Origin of the sequence: Akkermansia sp. N21116, from assembly GCF_029854705.2 — a bacterium.
GTDB lineage: Bacteria > Verrucomicrobiota > Verrucomicrobiia > Verrucomicrobiales > Akkermansiaceae > Akkermansia.
In genome coordinates, this window is record NZ_CP139035.1 from 851964 (window position 1) to 868994 (window position 17031).

General features: G+C 56.0%; 11 protein-coding genes. 2 read left to right on the plus strand and 9 right to left on the minus strand.

Going from position 1 to position 17031, the window contains the following annotated elements:
- Positions 1-15 precede the first annotated feature (15 nt).
- A complete protein-coding gene (locus QET93_RS03265) occupies positions 16-4179 on the plus strand; it encodes a hypothetical protein (protein ID WP_322190098.1) in 4164 nt (1387 codons plus the stop codon).
- Between the two features lie 122 nt (positions 4180-4301).
- Positions 4302-5087 (plus strand): hypothetical protein, encoded by a 786-nt coding sequence (locus QET93_RS03270; protein ID WP_280125137.1) that lies wholly within the window; start codon positions 4302-4304, stop codon positions 5085-5087.
- Here QET93_RS03270 and QET93_RS03275 read toward each other — a convergent pair.
- From QET93_RS03275 to leuC, 9 genes are all read right to left on the minus strand, one after another.
- Positions 5084-6634: a sodium:solute symporter gene (locus tag QET93_RS03275; protein WP_280131308.1), complete on the minus strand. Its 1551-nt coding sequence runs from the start codon at positions 6632-6634 to the stop codon at positions 5084-5086. The two genes, QET93_RS03270 and QET93_RS03275, sit on opposite strands and share 4 nt — an antisense overlap.
- Positions 6635-6703: 69 nt before the next feature.
- Positions 6704-8323 (minus strand): CTP synthase, encoded by a 1620-nt coding sequence (locus QET93_RS03280; protein WP_280125139.1) that lies wholly within the window; start codon positions 8321-8323, stop codon positions 6704-6706.
- 7 nt (positions 8324-8330) lie between these two features.
- Complete coding sequence (gene kdsB, locus QET93_RS03285) at positions 8331-9083, minus strand: 3-deoxy-manno-octulosonate cytidylyltransferase (RefSeq protein ID WP_280131307.1); 753 nt, start codon at positions 9081-9083, stop codon at positions 8331-8333.
- A gap of 199 nt (positions 9084-9282) precedes the next feature.
- A complete protein-coding gene (locus QET93_RS03290; RefSeq protein WP_280131306.1) occupies positions 9283-10434 on the minus strand; it encodes a 3-dehydroquinate synthase in 1152 nt (383 codons plus the stop codon).
- Between the two features lie 25 nt (positions 10435-10459).
- Positions 10460-12049, minus strand: coding sequence for a PDZ domain-containing protein (locus QET93_RS03295; RefSeq protein WP_280131305.1), 1590 nt, complete (start codon positions 12047-12049; stop codon positions 10460-10462).
- Between the two features lie 3 nt (positions 12050-12052).
- A complete protein-coding gene (locus tag QET93_RS03300) occupies positions 12053-13639 on the minus strand; it encodes a S1C family serine protease (RefSeq protein ID WP_280125143.1) in 1587 nt (528 codons plus the stop codon).
- A gap of 61 nt (positions 13640-13700) precedes the next feature.
- On the minus strand, positions 13701-14828 hold the full coding sequence (locus QET93_RS03305) for a hypothetical protein (RefSeq protein WP_280131304.1): 1128 nt from the start codon (positions 14826-14828) through the stop codon (positions 13701-13703).
- A 35-nt stretch (positions 14829-14863) separates the two neighbouring features.
- A complete protein-coding gene (leuD, locus tag QET93_RS03310; RefSeq protein WP_280131303.1) occupies positions 14864-15475 on the minus strand; it encodes a 3-isopropylmalate dehydratase small subunit in 612 nt (203 codons plus the stop codon).
- A 4-nt stretch (positions 15476-15479) separates the two neighbouring features.
- A complete protein-coding gene (gene leuC / locus QET93_RS03315; protein ID WP_280131302.1) occupies positions 15480-16913 on the minus strand; it encodes a 3-isopropylmalate dehydratase large subunit in 1434 nt (477 codons plus the stop codon).
- Between the last annotated feature and the right edge of the window lie 118 nt (positions 16914-17031).

Genomic DNA, 17031 nt, shown 5'->3' on the forward strand with positions numbered 1-17031 from the left:
AGCATGACTCCCATCATGAAAAAGAAGAACTTACCTAGATTTCTCCGATCCGGTCGGACTGGTTTGGCTGTTCCGGGGTTTGCGTTGATTGCGACAATCACGCTCATGGTCCTGCTCGCCCTCCTCAGCGTCGGCTTGCTGACCATGTCCGCGTCGCAGACGCGTATTTCTCAGAAGGGGTTGTATGCCGCAGAGGCACGGGCGCAGGCCCGCCTTGCCCTGGAAGTCGCCATCGGCAAGCTCCAGTGCGAACTCGGACCCGACCAGCGCGTCTCCGCCAACTCCGGCATTCTGGACACGTCGGTCAATTCGGAATCCATCGACGGCGTGGCTTCTCCCCACATCCTCGGCGTCTGGAACTCCTGGGACACGTGGATGAACCGCAAAAGCCCTACCCACAATTATTCCCTGACAGACACGTACACCAAGGGCCGCCAGAACATGTTCCGAAGCTGGCTGATTTCCGACAGCCGCATGGAATTCCTGACACGCTTGAATTCCGTCTCCCAGGATCTGGGACAGGACCGCGCCGACCGGGGACGCAAAATCCTTCTTCTCGGCGAAGGGACTCTGGGTCTGCGCGCCGACCGCAAGGACGAAATCTATGCCGGGCTCGTGCAGGTGGACGACTCCACCAACGTCATGCTCGACACGGTCTCCAAGAAAAACTCCCGGACGGTCAAAAACATCGCCTGGTGGGTCAGCGCGGAAAACCAGAAGGCGCGGATCAACCTGCCTGCCTACAAGGACAGGCTCCGCCAGGATGTGGACAAACTGAGGGCTACATGGAACACCCCTCCTCCGGACAATTCCTCCATCCGGGAGCTCGCCTCGCTCAACAGCACCCTTTCCACCGACGGAGGCAATGCCTACGATGAACAGGTATCCCGCCTGATTACGCGCGGCACCGTCCTGCTGCAGGCCCGCAATTCCCGCGACATTCCCAGCCTCTTCCACGACGTTTCCCTGTATGCTTCCGGCCTGCAGACGGACTCCAAGTTCGGCGGGTTGAAGAAGGACATGAACATCATGATGTCCCAGAAGGAAGTTCCCGACGAATCCCGGACGGCCAGCCATGACGTCGGCCTGCGCCCGTACAACAATGAAGACGGCAATGCGGCCGTCACCGTGCGTCCGATCGCGTCGTGGCCGCAATTCTATTACTGGTCCAACATCTGGGACGGGGCGACGGTGCGCAACGGCCAGGACGCCTCGGCGACACTGAAGTGGGACGGCAAAAGGCCCTATACGCTAGTTGCGGCTGATGCCGAAGCCGCATCGACGATGATGAACAACCGCTACACGTACATGCGCAATCCCATCATGCTGCGACAGTACAACTTCATCGGGTACGTCTATTCGACTTGGGGCGATACCTTGGGCTATCCGGCAGCCGGCAATGCCGGTTTCATCGTGCCCTGTACGTTTATTACCCCCGTGAGCGTGTGGTGGAATCCGTACAATGTGAGTATGAAGTTCGAGGGAGCCAATGGAGAAGCGTTCGGTACTTACGTTAATGCGGAACACTTCCTTCCACTGAAATCCGCTTATAATTTCTACCGGGATAAAATTAATAACTATGACAAATCCCAGTCGAATTACGTGGATGACTCCTTGTTGTCGAATTATACCGATGACTCGTATACCTCCTACGCCAATGCTCTAGGCGGGTTTGGCTATGGGCACTTTGAGAATCAGGGCGGGATTCAGCGTCCGCTGGCCGACTATGGCAGCTCCCTGCGCCAAACAGTGGAAATGTCCGTTGAAGGCGAACCGGATAAAGGAGAAGTATCGTTCCTGGCTCCCGGTGAAATCATCATGTATTCTCAGCCGGACTCGGACCGAGACTTGGTTCCTCCGACGAACAACCTCGCCCAGTTTTTCAAGGATGTCGCGCCCCATCCGGCTATGGCCAAGTACAATGAGTACGATATTCGCGTGGACAACTATCCTCTCAAGGAAGGCTGGTCCGAGAATATGTATCAGGTAACGGCTTATGGCTGGAGTTTCGTGTGGTGCGGTATCCGCTTCGACTCTCTTTACGGCAGTTCTTCTTTCCCGACCTTCCCGCAGCCGGATTCTCCGGCTACCCATACGTACCGGAAAACCAAGGTCGATTTTATTAGCAAAGCCAAGGATTTAACCGTTCAACCCCGCAACTCCGTGCTCTCTCAAGTGTACACGGATGAAGGAAAGTCGTCCGGTGAAATGAGCTCGTATGTCAGCATTGCCGGTTTGTTCGATCAGGATAAAGTCGGCAAACAATACAAGCTGACCCAGGCCGGCGGTGGAGCCATGGGGGACATGCCCGATTCGTTTGCCAAAAAATCCCCGGCTTTCTACAACCTGAACTGGGGTGTCTGGGAAGAACCTTTGATTCAGGAGATCAAATTGCCCCATGAATTGTACCGTGACCGTGCCAATCCGGAAAATCCCTACGATAGCAAGGATCCGGCGACGGTTCGGTCCGGGTATAAAAAACCGACCGGAGCAGATGGCATTGGCGCTCAAAAATATGATTTCGTAGCTTATTTCGGTTTGTCCGTCAAATGGAGCCAGACTCCCCTGATTGGTAATTATCCGGAAGACAAGGACTACCGCACCAAGATCTGGCAACACTCCTCACCGCTCTTCTGGGGTAGCCAAATGGTGGCCGCCAGCGATTTGTCCCGTACCTACAGCCCGTACCAGTTCGAAGTTAAGCACCACAACGATCCGGAAGGATTTGCTCCGATTACGATTGCCAACGTCCTGAACAACGACGGAACGCGCCTCACGACCTTCGGAGGCCCCGGCGCCGAACAGATCAACAAGATCTCCGCCACGGAAATCCCCATTCATCCGCCCTACTCCATTGCCGGATTTGCCGGCGCCCGCCTGACCCCCGGCTGGTACACCCAGGGCAATGACTCCCCGGCGACTATTGCAAAGCGTTTTGCCTACCAGTCCGGCGTTCCCGGAATCGGTATTGGCAACTCGTTTGCCGACCCCATGATTCCGGGCGACCGGGTGTTCATTCACAGCGAAATCTCGGGAGACAAGGAACTCGGAGATTTCTGGGATCACGCCCTGATGGCCAACGACGGCGTCTGGGACTCCTGGTTCACTTCTTCCATCTCCAACCGTCCCACGCAAATCGGAGGCAATGGTGGCAAGGAAGAATACACCAAGATATTGCAGGATGTACTTGGAGCGAGAAAGGATTCTACCGCCAGCACGAATTCCATGGAAGTGCTGCCCAATTCCCGCTTCTCCTTGAATCCCGGTGCGGACAAAGTTGAAGATGTTATCAGTGAACTGAGCGATTCCGACGGCTACAAGAAAGTGGCCAAGTATGTCAGCGTCGAAGGCGCTTTCAATGTGAACTCTACATCCATGAAAGCGTGGAAGTCTGTCATCAAGGGGCTCAGGGACCGCCAGTTGCTTTTCAACTCCTCGACCAACGGGATTACGCTGATGAATCAGGATAAAAACACGGCCTACTTCTCCCGTTTCGGCGTAGCCAGCAGCGACCAGTCCCATGTGGACGATTACGGCAGCATTGGTATTACCAACGGGTTGACCGACGGTGTCGCCCAGGCATGGTCCGACCTTCGCAAGCTTGATGAGAGAACGCTCGACAGCTTGACGGAAAACCTCGTTGCCGAAGTCAAGAAGCGCGGCCCGTTCCTCAACATGGCCGAGTTCGTCAACCGGCGTCTCACATCCGGAGACCTCGGGTTGAAGGGCGCCATCCAGGCGGCCATCGACAACACGGGCATCAACTCCGTCTTCGACCAGGTGCAAAGCTCCGTCCTGAATCCCTCCGCCCCCTATCCGAATCCGGAGGCCGCGCGCGGCAACGTGTTTACGGGAGCGCCCGGCTACCTGATCCAGTCCGACATCCTGGCCGTGCTGGGCAACATCCTGACGACGCGGGACGATACGTTCACCATCCGGGCGTACGGGGAACTGACGACCAAGTCCGGCAAGAGCATCCTCTCCCGCGCCTGGTGTGAAGCCGTCGTGAAGCGCGGAGTGGACTATGTCGATCCGACGAATGCCCCCGAAACCGCTGCGTATGAAGTCAATACGAGTACGGGTTCACTGGACAGAACCCAGTTGAGCAATATCAACCGTGCGTTCGGGAGAAAGTTCGACGTGGTTTCCTTCCGTTGGCTCTCACCTGAGGAAGTGTAAGCCATCGTCTACTTTTTTATAGCAGATCCATAATTCTTATTGAGAAAGCAAAAGCAATCGGGAAGAATACAGAGGTTATTCTTCCCGATTGTTTTTTAATCTTTCTACTTTCTCTACTTCATATGTTTTCTCGAACTATTTCCTGTGCGGCTCTAGCCGCCTTTGCCATGTGCCCGGTTTGGGGTGAAGAAGCCGTAGCCGCGGCGGATACTCCATCTCCGGACGACGCCTCTCCCCAGTTGTCGCTCGTATCACCTCCCGACAAGCTTGAAACGGGGATTCGATTCATTCAATCCCGCCAGATGGTTGGGAATAGCGTTCGGACAGCCATGATGCCTCTGTCCCCGGGTATCGTTTCCGTTGTGCCTCTCGGAACTGGTTTACCGGCCAAGAGGGTTCCTTTTCCCGACGACAAAGTGATCCGCCTGTATGATACGACGGAAGCGGCCGAGTGTTCCGGAATGCCTATGCTGAGTTGTCCCCTACCCGAGAAGCATGGGAGCAGAATGCTGGGTGTGCTGTTGCCCGGCAAGGACGGGTTCAATATTCTGTTTGTCGATGAAGCGGATTGCATGCCCGGCATCACGTTATTCCAGAATCTGACGAAAAACACCTATCTGTTGCATGCTCCGGCCGTCCCGAAAACGGAAAAGGATCTGGCGCTGTTGACGCCCGGAGGTCATTGGACTTTCGGATCCTCGGGCAAGAGTGCTCCGTCCGAAAGATATCCGCTGGAAATACGGAAGGAGATCCGGGACAAGAAGGGAAAGACCCAATGGTATATGGAGAGGAAGATGATGCTGCGCCGCGAAAGCTATTCCGGTCTCCTCATTTTGTTCCTTCCCGATGAACGGGGTGGACTGCAAATGATTCAGGAAATTTCCCTCTACAAGGATGTTGCCGGTTAGGACTTGCTTTTTCTGAACAGAATCCCAGTGAAGAAGGTGGCTAGCGTACCGATCGTGACGCGCCAGGGGAAGGCTATTTCCGGAATATAGGAGTTCAGGGATTCCGGCATGGGGATGAGCTTGCTCAGGATTCCTACGGCCAGGAATCCGGTGATCATGGCGATACAGTTGCCCATGTCGCTGCCACGGCGTTTGGTCAGCATGCCCAGCAGGAAAACCCCCAGCAGGGAACCGTAGGTATAGCCGAAAATACCCAGTGCGATTGGTATGATTCGGGCTTCTTCATGGTGGACGACGTAATTGGCCGTAATGGCTCCGACTACGATCAACAGGATTGCAAAGAAAACGGTGCCCCACCTGGCCGCCAGTAGAAGTTCCTTTTCTGTGGCACGGGGGCGAAAAACTCCTTGGTACCAGTCTTTGGCGGCAGTTGTGGACAGGGAGTTCAACGCCGTGGAGAGCGATCCCATGGCTGTGGCCAGCAGGCCGGCGACGAGAAGACCCCGTACTCCGGGAGGCAGGCTGTAAATGATGAAGTGGGGAAAGATCTCCAACTTGTTTATCGGTACGTCGAGTCCCGGATTGGACTGATAGAAGACGTAAAGAAGGATACCGGTAAACAGGAAAACAAGGACGACGGGAACATCGATCAGACCGGACAGGATGACGGCTTTAGATCCGGTAGAGGAGTTTTTGCCGGCCAGCATGCGCTGGACCATATCCTGGTCGGTACCATGCGTTGCCATCGTGACGAAGGTGGAACCGAGAAAAGCTGCCCAGATCGTATATTCTTCTCCCAGAATGTGGAAGATTTGATCTACACAGCCTCCTTCCTTGGCGAATCCCCAGGACCATACCGACCAGTCGCCGGGTTGGTTGAGCGTGGAAGTGATGGTATCCCAGCCCCCGGGGATGTTGAAGAAGAGGACGGCCAGAGCGGAAATGATGGAGACGGCTAGGACACAGGCCTGAAGGACATCCGTCCAGACGACGGCTTTCAGGCCGCCGATGGTCGTGTAGATGGTGGTGGCAATGGTAATGACGACAAGGGCTATCGTGTAGTATTTAACGATTTCGTCCTTATTGGCGACCGTTCCATAGATGTATTGGTAGGCGATGACAAGCAGGATACCTGCAAAATAGAGTCTCGTGCCGCTGGCGAGTACGCGACTGATGAGGAACACGAGCGACCCCATGCGGCGCGTAAGGAGGCCGAAGCGTTTTTCCAGATACTCGTAGATAGAGACCACATTGTAGTCGTAATAGGGCTTCAGGAATAATTTCCCGACGACAATGCGGCCCAGGATGGTACCGATACAAAGCTGGACGTAGGTGAAATTCCTGCTGGTGTAGCCTTCTCCCGGGGAGCCGAGAAACGTTGCTGCACTGACTTCCGCCGCGATGATAGAGGCAAGGATGGCCCACCAGGGGAGGGAACGCCCGCCCAAGGCATAGTCTTCAATGCTTTTCTGTTTTCGTCCGGCGAAGATGCCGATTCCGAAGATTGCAATGAAGTAGAAGAAGAGGACCAGTGCGTCAGTGAGCATAAACGGATGAGGCAGGGGAAGAAACAGGCCGCAGGGGACGCCTGCGGCCTGAGTGCCGATGAGAAATGTTTAGGCCTTGATTTTGGCTTCCTTGGCTTCCAGGGCAGCTTCGACAAGCCCTGCGAACAGGGGATGCGGATGGTTGGGCCTGGATTGGAACTCCGGATGGAACTGACAGGCGATGAAGAAAGGATGGGCGGGGATTTCGACGATTTCCACGAGTCCTTGTCCTTCGGAGGTCGCGCTGATTTTCAACCCGGCATTTTCGAGGGTTTCGCGGTAGGCAGGATTGAATTCGTAGCGATGGCGGTGACGTTCCGAAGCCGTTTTGGAGGAGTAAAGCTTTTCGGCGAGCGTGTTTTTGGCGATAACGGCTTTGTAGGCTCCGAGGCGCATGGTTGCTCCCATATCGTCGATGCCCTTTTGTTCTTCCTGGAGACTGATGACCGGGTAGGGAGTTTCCTTGTCGAACTCCGTGGAGTTGGCATTGGCCAGCCCGCAGACGTTGCGGGCGTATTCGATGACGGCGACCTGCATGCCGAGGCAGATGCCGAGGAAGGGAATGTTGTTTTTGCGGGCATATTCCACAGCTTCGATTTTGCCTTCGATGCCGCGGTCCCCGAATCCGCCGGGAACGAGGATGCCGTCGACATGGCCGATGAGGGCTTCAGCTCCTTTTTCTTCAAGGTCTTCGGCATCGAGACGGACGATTTCCACTCGGGCGTCATTGGCGGCGCCGGCATGGGTGAAAGATTCGTAGATGGACTTGTAGGCATCCTGCAGGGAGATGTATTTGCCCACGACGGCGATTCGGACGGAGTGGCTCGGCGTGATTACGCGACCGACGAATTCCTGCCATTTCTTGAGATCCGGAACAGGAACGTCAAGACCGAGCTTTTTGGTGACGATGCGGTCGATCTTATCTTGGCTGAGATCCAGCGGGCATTCATAAATCGTGTTCTTTACGTCGCGGAAAGCGATGACGTTTTTGGCTTCCACGTTGCAGAACATGGCAATCTTGCGGCGTTCTTCCTCGCTCATGTCATATTCCGTACGGCAGATGATGACATCGGGCTGAATGCCGATTTCACGCAGTTTTGCGACGGATTGCTGGGTAGGCTTGGTTTTCATTTCTCCGGCAGCCTTGATGTAAGGCAGCAGGGTGACGTGAATGAAGCAGACGTTTTCCTTGCCGACTTCGAGGGCGAATTGTCGAAGGGCTTCCAGGAAGATGTGGCCTTCCATGTCCCCGACCGTACCGCCGATTTCCGTAATGATGACGTCCACGTTGGCGGATTTTTCCGTCAGCTCGTACAGGCGAGCCTTGATTTCGTCGGTGACATGCGGGATGTACTGCACGGTTTTGCCGAGGTAGTCTCCGTGGCGTTCCTTGCGGAGGACATTTTCAAAGACCTGTCCGGAGGTCAGATTGTTGAGGCGTGAGAGGTTGCATTGGACGAAGCGTTCGTAGTGGCCCAGGTCGAGGTCGGTTTCGGCTCCGTCGTTGAGGACATAGACTTCCCCGTGCTGGTAGGGGCTCATGGTGCCGGGATCGACATTGAGATAGGGGTCGAACTTTTGCAGGGTGACCTTCAGGCCGCAACGTTCCAAAAGAGTGCCGATGGATGCGGCGGCAAGGCCTTTGCCAAGCGAAGAAACGACGCCGCCGGTAACGAAGATGTATTTCATAAGATGGTTATGCAAGGTTGTTGAGAATGATTTGTTCCACGAGGACGGCCTGTTCGGGGGTGTCCACACCGACTCCGTCGTGTTCGGTGAGGATAACGCGGATGCGGGCTCCGTTTTCCAAGGCGCGCAGTTGTTCCAGAGACTCTGTTTTTTCCAGAGGAGTGGGTTCCCAGCGGACGTAGTTTTCCAGGAAATCCCTGCGATAGGCATAGATGCCAAGGTGGCGCAGGGGTGGATTGGCGGGGGCGTTGCGCGGATAGGGCAACGGAGAACGGGAAAAGTAAAGGGCATCGCCATTGCGAGCCAGGACGACTTTGACGACGTTCGGGTTATCGAAGTCGTTTTTATCGGCAATCGGGCATGCGGCGGTTGCCATGGAAAGGCCGGGATCGGCCAGGAGGGACTGGGCAAGCGAGTCGACAAGGACAGGATCAATCAACGGTTCATCCCCCTGGACATTGACGACGTGGGTGGCATGGGGAAAGGCCTGGACGGCTTCCGCCAAGCGGTCGCTGCCGCTCGGATGATCGGGAGAAGTCATGATGACTTGTGCTCCGAAGTTTTCGGCGGCTTTGCGGATGCGTTCGTCATCCGTGGCTATGGCGACGGCCGCCAGGGATGAACAGCGGGTAACCCGTTCCCAAACATGCTGGACAAGAGGCTTGCCCGCCAGCATGTGGAGCGGTTTGCCGGGGAAACGGGACGAGCCCCATCTTGACGGGATCAATCCAATAACTTGCGGTTCGACAGGTTCGCTCATCTTCTCAAAATCACTTCGGGGTACACTACCAGTCCTTGAGCAATTCGTCCAGCGTCAACCTCATTCATTTTGCATTGAAATGGAGAACCCTTTGGTTGCGAGGCTCATGGAACTGGATACACTCCGCCCCGGCGGAAAATAAAAAGGACCGGAGGCGATGTGCTCCGGTCCTGGTGGGAAAGACAGGGGGGCTGTTTTGTCAGGCAAGCCGTTTCCCTTCCAAAATGGAGGAAATGCAGGAAGCCATGATATCGGACGATATTTCGTGGACATCGAACCCCTGGCCGATTTCTTTGAGCATCAGGACGGTTAATTCCCCTCCCAGGTGCTGGCGGAAATGTTCCAGGCCACTGAGTACGGCATACCGGGGACCGCGTCTGAGACCAAGAATCGGGCTGCTGACGGGCAGACCCAGCCGTACGAGGAGGTCGATGACTCTTTGACCGTCGGTAGCAGGCATCCAGCCCATGGCGACGGAGTAGGCAATGTCCAGGTGCATGCCGATGGCGACGGCAGTGGCATGGCCGATAGAGTATTCCGAGAGGGCTTCGAGTTCGTGGGCGGACCAATGACCGAAGTCCAGGGGGCGGCTGGTTCCCTGCTCGAACGGATCGCCGGATTCGGCGATGTGCCGTGCGTGCAACAGGGCGGATTGTTCGACGGCGTGTGTCAGAGTGTCCGGTTCGAGGCGTGCCAGTTCGTCGGCGTGTTCTTCCAGCCACTGGAAGAACGGAGCATCGCGGATGACGGCAACTTTGACGATTTCCGAGAGGCCGACTCTTTTGAGATGCTCCGGTTGGCGGATCAGGAGGTCTCTGTCGTTGATTGTAGCCCAGGGCACGGTGAAGGTGCCGAGGTAATTCTTTTCACCACGGAAGTTGATGCCGTTTTTTACGCCGACGCCGGAATCGGCCTGGGAAAGTGTCGTGGTCGGGATGCGGATGAGCCTGATACCCCGGTGTGCAGTAGCGGCGGCAAAGCTGACGACGTCTAGAAAGGCCCCTCCGCCAATGGCCAGGATGTAGGAATGGCGATCCATGTTCTCTGCCTGGATAGCGGTCAGGGCCCTTTCCCAGACAGCCATGGAAAGCTTGGTTTGTTCACCTCCGGGTAGGGTGATCAGTTGCCGGAAGTCGACTTCCTTCATGGTTTTGGAAAACCATGCTGCGACGGCTGTCCCCAGATCGGGCATGGCTATGCTGGCGGCTTCTTCGATGAAGGTGAGGCAACGAATGCCTTTGCCGCCTTCCAGCAAGCCGGCCAGTTCCCTGTTCTCCGGGGAGAACAATTTGTTGGTCGAACAAACGCGGTAGGGGAATGAGACATTGAGGGTCAAGAGATTGCATGACATAAATAAGTCTCCTTTCTAAATGATGTTATGATTGTTGCGATGACGGCAGGCGCCGTAAAACCGGGATGGCACGGCGCTGTAAGGCATCGTTGGAAGCATCGCACATGGAACGGGATACGTAAAGCTTGAAAGGAACTTTATTCGTTTCGATTTCAATGATGTCGCTTTCCCCCGGCTTGTCGAGAAGTTCGGCTAGATGGGCAAGGCTTTTGACCGGGACTCCATTGATTTTTTTGACGGCGCAGAATCCGCTGTTGTTGTAGCCCAAAGTGGCGGGAGTCGGGAGAACCGGGCCGATGATAACGATTTCCTCAGCTCCTTCTTTGGCATAGTCTGCCTTGTTGTTCAGGAGTTCCAGAAATTCCATGGGCATGTTGCCGTCGTTTCTGTCCTTGAGGGATTTGATGTAGGGATCGGTAAACTTCTGGAAGACGAATCCCCCGTAGATGATGTAGGGAGGGACGGCGTTGGCTGCCCGGTCAAGGGAAATGATGTCTTTGTCGAGGGCGTCCCGATCCATTTTGAGGGAGAGCTCCATGGGCTTGCCGTCGCGGCGGATGGTGATATGGATGGTGTCCCCGATGCTCTGGGAATCGTGCATGAGAGTACCGGCAGGGACGGGACCGAGAAGGGGATCTCGCGTGAGTCCTCGATTGTCGACGGCATGCCCGTTGATGGATTCCAGAACGTCTCCTTTTTTGACTCCGGCGCGTGCGGCGCTGGAATGGGGAACGACGTTGGTAATATAGATGCCGTTGCCGGAAGGTGCGAGCTTCAGGTATTCCCGAAAGACAGGGTCGGTCAGGGGGGCGACCTGGATTCCCATGACGGGGAATCCGGGCTTGTTGCCTGCTGCATTGTTGAGGAACCCGTTGATAACGCGCACGGTGGCGGTGACTGCCCTCTGGTTGGATTCCTTGTAGTTCAAACTGATTCCGGCGAGTTTGCCGTCGGAAATAACTGGGATGGTAGCTCCGCCCGTGACGGGATTGAGGGCAGCCCGTATCCTGTTGTAAAGAAAGGCCGGGCTATCGTTGTCAGCCGAGAAGGGTTCGGCGGACAGGATGGTGCCGTCGGCAACGAGGGGAAGTCCTTCATCGGAGAATTGCCAGAGCTGGACAGTACTGTTCAGGGGGAGATCCTTGCCGATGGGTACGGGTACCATGTCGGAGAAGAATGATGCGTCATCGGGGTTTTTGACCGTGATGAGAGACAGGCCGGATTCAGGATCGGAGTAGGCCACGCTGGCCGGTACCGTCTTGCTGCCGTCGGAGGAGATCAACTCTAGGAAGGTGGCGTCGCGGATGACGCGCTCGACTGTCAGGAATCGGCCTTCTCCCAAGTAGATGGCAAAGCCGCGGGAGTAGGAGGGCTCCTCTTTTTGCCAGGGCTGGAGCTGGTTGTAGGCCTGGTGGGTTACCTGGACGATGGCCATGGATGCCGTCGGTTCGGGAACGGGAGCCGGAGCGGGCGGCTCTTCTGCTGTGATGGCGGTTTTTTCCGTTTCCTGGGGTTGGCTGTCGGAGTGCCCTCCCGTTTTGTCGTAATCTCTGGGTTTGCAGCTGATGGCGAGGGATACGCCGATGACCAGAATGAAGATGTGGCGGATCAACATGACTTATTTGTCCTTTCCTTTGCTGTCGGTGAGGGGTTCCCGGTTGCTGTCCAGGCAGGCGGTTTTGCTGATGTTGTATTCCCGGGCAATACGTTCATTGGCCTGGGGGATATCCTTGCGACGAAGAATGATAGGCCTGCCTTCGGTGTTGCCTTTCAGTTCGATGGTAATATAGGGCGAGTCAACCGGAGGGTGTTCCGGATAGAGCAGGGAGTACAGATGGGCAAGGCTCTTGACGGGAACTCCATTGACTTTTTCGACAATCGGATGGGAGCCGATTGGCGGAAGCTGGGAATTGATCTCGTCGTCGAGAACCTTGGTAAGCAGGACGAGCTCATCGTTTTTGAGAACGCCTCCTCGTTCGATGAAGTCGCGGAGATCAAGTGCAATATCGGAGTAGGAAACGCTCTGGGCATTGATGACGTCTCTTTGCAGGGGTTGGAAGACGAGTCCGGCACAGACGACGTAGCGTGGCTTTTTGTCGTATTCCGCAGAGAGGATGCTATTGGCGACGGAAGGTTCGAGTTTGACGGAGACGGATTCCTTTTTACCCTTGCGGATGATGTCGATGTCGATGATGTCGTCCTTGAAGCAGCGTTCAATCAACTCGTTCATGCTGATGTTTTCACCGTCCAGGCGGATCATGCCGGAGCTGTCCACCTCGTAGCCGTCTACGTTCATGATGACATCTCCCGTCTGGAGGATGCCGTCGCTGGATGCTCCCTTGGCGACATTGCCGACAAGGACGCCTTTTTCATCGTCAGGCAGACCGAGGGCCTTGCGCATGGCCGGGTTGGAAATGGGGAACAGAGTGATGCCCAGGTCGGTGTATTCGTCGTATTGTCCGTCCTTGATATCCTGGAGGAAGCGTTTGATGACGGGGATGGGTATGACGTAGCCTGTACTGTTGGCGTTGGTGATGCCCTGGAAGGCGACGCCGATGACTTTGTTGCCCATCAGGACGGGGCCGCCGCTGTTGCCTGGGTTGATGGCGGCATCAATCTGGACGGCGAGGTGGTTGTTGACCCGGGGGTGGGAGTAGGGGATGAAGTCAATGCGGGAGACGACCCCGCGGGTGACCGAAAGGCGGCTGCCCCCGATCGGATAGCCGATGGCGCGGACTTCGTCTTCCAATTTCGGCAATTCCTTGCTGAGTTCCAGATAGGGGAGTTCCGCAAAGGGTGCAAAGTCTTTTTCAGCGACTTCCAGCAGCGCGAGATCGGAGTCGTGGGCGACGTATTTGACCCGGGCTGGAATTTTCCGGGAGGAACCGTATTGGGAAATATTGATGCGTTCGGCGTTACTGACAACGTGCGCATTGGTGAGGAAGGTCCGTTTGCCGATGAGGAAGGCCGTACCGATGCCTCCGCGGTAGTCTCCTGGTTGCCAAGGCATGGAATAGTCGGGATTGAGCGTATCGACTTCGACTTTAACAATGCCTTTGTATTGTTCTCCGGAAGTCGGGATTAGGCCGGACATGAGTTTCTCAACTCCGTATTCGGAGACGGATGGAGCGTCGATGGCATCCTGGGCCGGCGAAAGGCCTATCAGGATGCACGGCAGCAAGAGGCGGTACAGTATCTTGTTCATGACGGTCTAATGGAGGGGTAGGGAGCGTCGTCGGTGCAATGCCGGTTCTTCCGGCGTGGAGTTATCTTTTACCTTGTTTGGAGAGGCTGAGCATCAAGGCAACAATGTCCTGATGCAAGGTTTCCAGCTGCTGGCTCATGCGTTTTCCTCCGCGAATGTCGAGTTTCGGCATGGTATTGATGGCCTGGGCGACGCGTTCCGCACAGCGGGAAAGTTTCTGGGATAGAAGCAGGCAGTCGGCATTGCCGTCATTGATCTGGAGAATGCAGGAGAGTGTGTTGGGAGTGACGTACCGGAGAACCGAGAAAATGGTGGCAATGTCCGGATTCAAAGAATTCGGATAGGCCTGTTCCTGGGAGATGGCCGAGGCAAAAAGACGCTGGGCGGCTTCGGACAACTTCATGATTTGCTGGAACAACGGATGCGACATGCCCAGTTGGGCGTCGATGGCTTCGTCTTCGTCGAGAATGTCGAACAGGGTCAATCCGCCGGAGATCCGGCTGGAAACAACCGTACCGTTTTCATCGGAAGCGGCCAGTTCTCCCAGAGTGTCGTCCCATCCCATGACGAATGCTTCGCGCGTATCGGCAAAGAGTTCCGTTTTGTACTTGCGGTGTATTTCCTGAAAAGCGACGGCGGAGGCTTCTGCCTCGCGAAGGCGGATATCCCAGCGGCTGTCCGGGAGGGGATCCGTATCTTCCTGGTGGTGGGAATACTGGTCGATCCATGAGGCGACATAATCCCGCAATGTTTGCTGGTTGCACATGACCTGGGCTTGTTCGTCCTCTTTGGTCATGATCCAGTCCGGGAGGGAGGTTTTAATTTTGAATTCGTCCACTTCCAACAGGAACATGCCGTGCCTTCTGGAAAACCATTCCAGATAGAGCTGGTTACTCAGTGTTTTGCTGTTGAACGGGGATACAATGCGCCGGGAGGCGGTCAAATCGCCGACGAGACCTTCTTCCAAGGATGAAAAAAAGTCGAATCTGGACAGTTGTTCCGGAGTGTTCCGGGCGTTTGGGAGGGAGAACTCGGCGACGCAGCCGGCCAGATCCCTCAAGCAATCGCCCTCGAGCTGGAACCGTACGGGTAGATCACACCCCTTGAGCCACAGTTCCAGCAGGACGGTGCCTTTGGTACTGTTGTCGATTTTGCCGTGTTGGACGAATTCGGAAAGACGAAAAATCATAGGGGTGGGATCTGGGGGATAGGAAGTTGGTTGAGTTAGGAATGCCGTGCCCCGGGTGAAGGTAGTTCGGCATCCTTGGCTGCGATGAGTTCGGCATTGACGAGTAAGCCTGCAATGGCGTCCCAACGACCGGTCGTCAGAGCTTCGCGCGGTTCGGCCGGCATCGTGACGGGGATTGAACCTCCGTGCCAGGAAACCGTCATGGATTCCAGATCGACGGTGACGACGAGAGAGGGATCTTTCTCAATGGCCTTGTTGATAGCAGAGAGGTTTTCCGGTGTGGCGCAGACGCATGGGAGGCCGATGCCGGTGCTGTTGCCGAAGAAGATTTCGGCGAAGGAACCGGCGATGATGGCTTTGATTCCGGAACGTTTGATGGCTTGCGGAGCGTGCTCCCGCGACGAACCGCAGCCGAAATTAACGCCACCGATGATGATGGAAGCGCCGGCGAAACGGGGATCGTCGATGGGGTGGTTCTTGCTGGTGTTATCAGCATTGAAGCGTTCATCCCAGAACATGGTGCCGGCAAGTTCATCGAAGGTGATGCACTTGAGGAAGCGGGATGGAATGATGCGGTCCGTATCCATATCAGCTCCAGGAACGGGGACGCAGGTACCGCTGATGCGGATGACTGGTGTGAGTGGCATGGCTTTAGGAAAGATTGGATTGGTTTTGGGTTCCGGAGAAGACTTCCCGTGCGTCGGAGATCCGGCCCGTCAGGGCGGCCGCTGCGACCATGGCGGGACTCATCAGAATCGTGCGGCCCGTGGGACTGCCCTGACGTCCTTTGAAATTGCGGTTGGAGGAACTGGCGCAAATCTGGTCTCCAACGAGTTTGTCGGGATTCATGGCCAGGCACATGGAGCACCCGGGCAGGCGCCATTCGAATCCGGCCTCTCGGAAGATGGCGGAAATGCCTTCTTCATCGCACTGGCGCGCCGTCATTTGGGAACCCGGCACGGCAATGGCTCTTACTCCGGAAGCGACTTTACGCCCCTTGATGAGACCGGCGACTTTGCGGAAGTCGGAAATGCGTCCGTTGGTGCATGAACCGATGAAGCAAACCTGGATTTCCTGCCCCTTGATCGGATTGCCGCTGGTGAAACGCATGTATTCCAGCGCCTGCCGGGTCATTTTGCGTTCGTCTTCATTGCGCGCCTGGTCGGGGGAAGGAATTGTGCCGTTGATGCTGATACTTTGATCCGGGGAAATGCCCCAGGTCACGGTAGGTTCGATGGAGGCTCCATCAATTTCGAGCACTTCGTCGTAAATGGCATCGGCGTCGGATGCAAAGCTTTTCCAGCGGGCGACGGCCTTGTTCCAGTCGGCGCCTTGCGGGGCAAACAAGCGTCCCTTGATGTATTCGAAAGTCGTTTCGTCAGGATTGACGTAACCGCAGCGTGCGGCTCCTTCGATGGCCATGTTGCAGAGCGTCATGCGCTCGTCCATGCTCATGGCGTCGATGACGGAACCGCCGTACTCGTGGGCAAAGCCCAGACCTCCCTTGGCTCCGAGCAACCCGATGAGGTACAGGGCTACATCCTTGGCGGTGACGCCGGGAGCAAGCTGCCCGTTGACATTGATGCGGCGAACCTTCAACGGACTCATGGCAAGGCTCTGCGTGGCGAGTACGTCACGTACCTGGGTTGTGCCGATGCCCATGGCGATGGACCCAAAGGCTCCGTGGGTGGCGGTATGGGAATCCCCGCAGACGATCGTCATGCCGGGCTGGGTGATGCCCAGTTCTGGGCCGACCATGTGGACGATACCTTGGTTGCCGGTGGGAAGATCGAAGAAACGGATGCCGTTTTCCGCACAATTTTTGCGTAGTTCGCGAATCATGGCATCGGCAAGGGAATCGGCGAAAGGTTCCTGCTGGTTGTCCGTGGGAATGATGTGATCCACGGTGGCGAACGTACGGTCCGGATAGGCGACTTTGAGACCAAGATCCCGGACCATGCCAAACGCCTGCGGCGACGTTACCTCATGCAGCAGGTGCGTCGCGATGAACAATTGCGTCCGTCCGTCCGGCAGTGTGCAGACGGAGTGCGCATCCCATATTTTTTGGAAAAGCGTTTTTCCCATAGCTAGAACCAGCATCTACTTCAGGGGGAACTTCGTCAAGGTGCAAGGGTGTAATTTATGGAGACTTTGTGTCTTACCTGTCCTTGTACGGAGGCGGATAAAGGGATTGGCGCCTTGG

Bases quoted from the DNA above. Each gene is read 5' to 3' on its own strand.
- QET93_RS03275 (WP_280131308.1), bottom strand. From the start codon at position 6,634: ATGCTCACTGACGCACTGGTCCTCTTCTTCTACTTCATTGCAATCTTC.
- leuD (WP_280131303.1), bottom strand. From the start codon at position 15,475: ATGCCACTCACACCAGTCATCCGCATCAGCGGTACCTGCGTCCCCGTT.
- QET93_RS03305 (WP_280131304.1), bottom strand. From the start codon at position 14,828: ATGATTTTTCGTCTTTCCGAATTCGTCCAACACGGCAAAATCGACAAC.
- QET93_RS03265 (WP_322190098.1), top strand. From the start codon at position 16: ATGAAAAAGAAGAACTTACCTAGATTTCTCCGATCCGGTCGGACTGGT.
- QET93_RS03280 (WP_280125139.1), bottom strand. From the start codon at position 8,323: ATGAAATACATCTTCGTTACCGGCGGCGTCGTTTCTTCGCTTGGCAAA.
- QET93_RS03290 (WP_280131306.1), bottom strand. From the start codon at position 10,434: ATGTCATGCAATCTCTTGACCCTCAATGTCTCATTCCCCTACCGCGTT.
- kdsB (WP_280131307.1), bottom strand. From the start codon at position 9,083: ATGAGCGAACCTGTCGAACCGCAAGTTATTGGATTGATCCCGTCAAGA.
- QET93_RS03270 (WP_280125137.1), top strand. From the start codon at position 4,302: ATGTTTTCTCGAACTATTTCCTGTGCGGCTCTAGCCGCCTTTGCCATG.
- QET93_RS03300 (WP_280125143.1), bottom strand. From the start codon at position 13,639: ATGAACAAGATACTGTACCGCCTCTTGCTGCCGTGCATCCTGATAGGC.
- QET93_RS03295 (WP_280131305.1), bottom strand. From the start codon at position 12,049: ATGTTGATCCGCCACATCTTCATTCTGGTCATCGGCGTATCCCTCGCC.
- leuC (WP_280131302.1), bottom strand. From the start codon at position 16,913: ATGGGAAAAACGCTTTTCCAAAAAATATGGGATGCGCACTCCGTCTGC.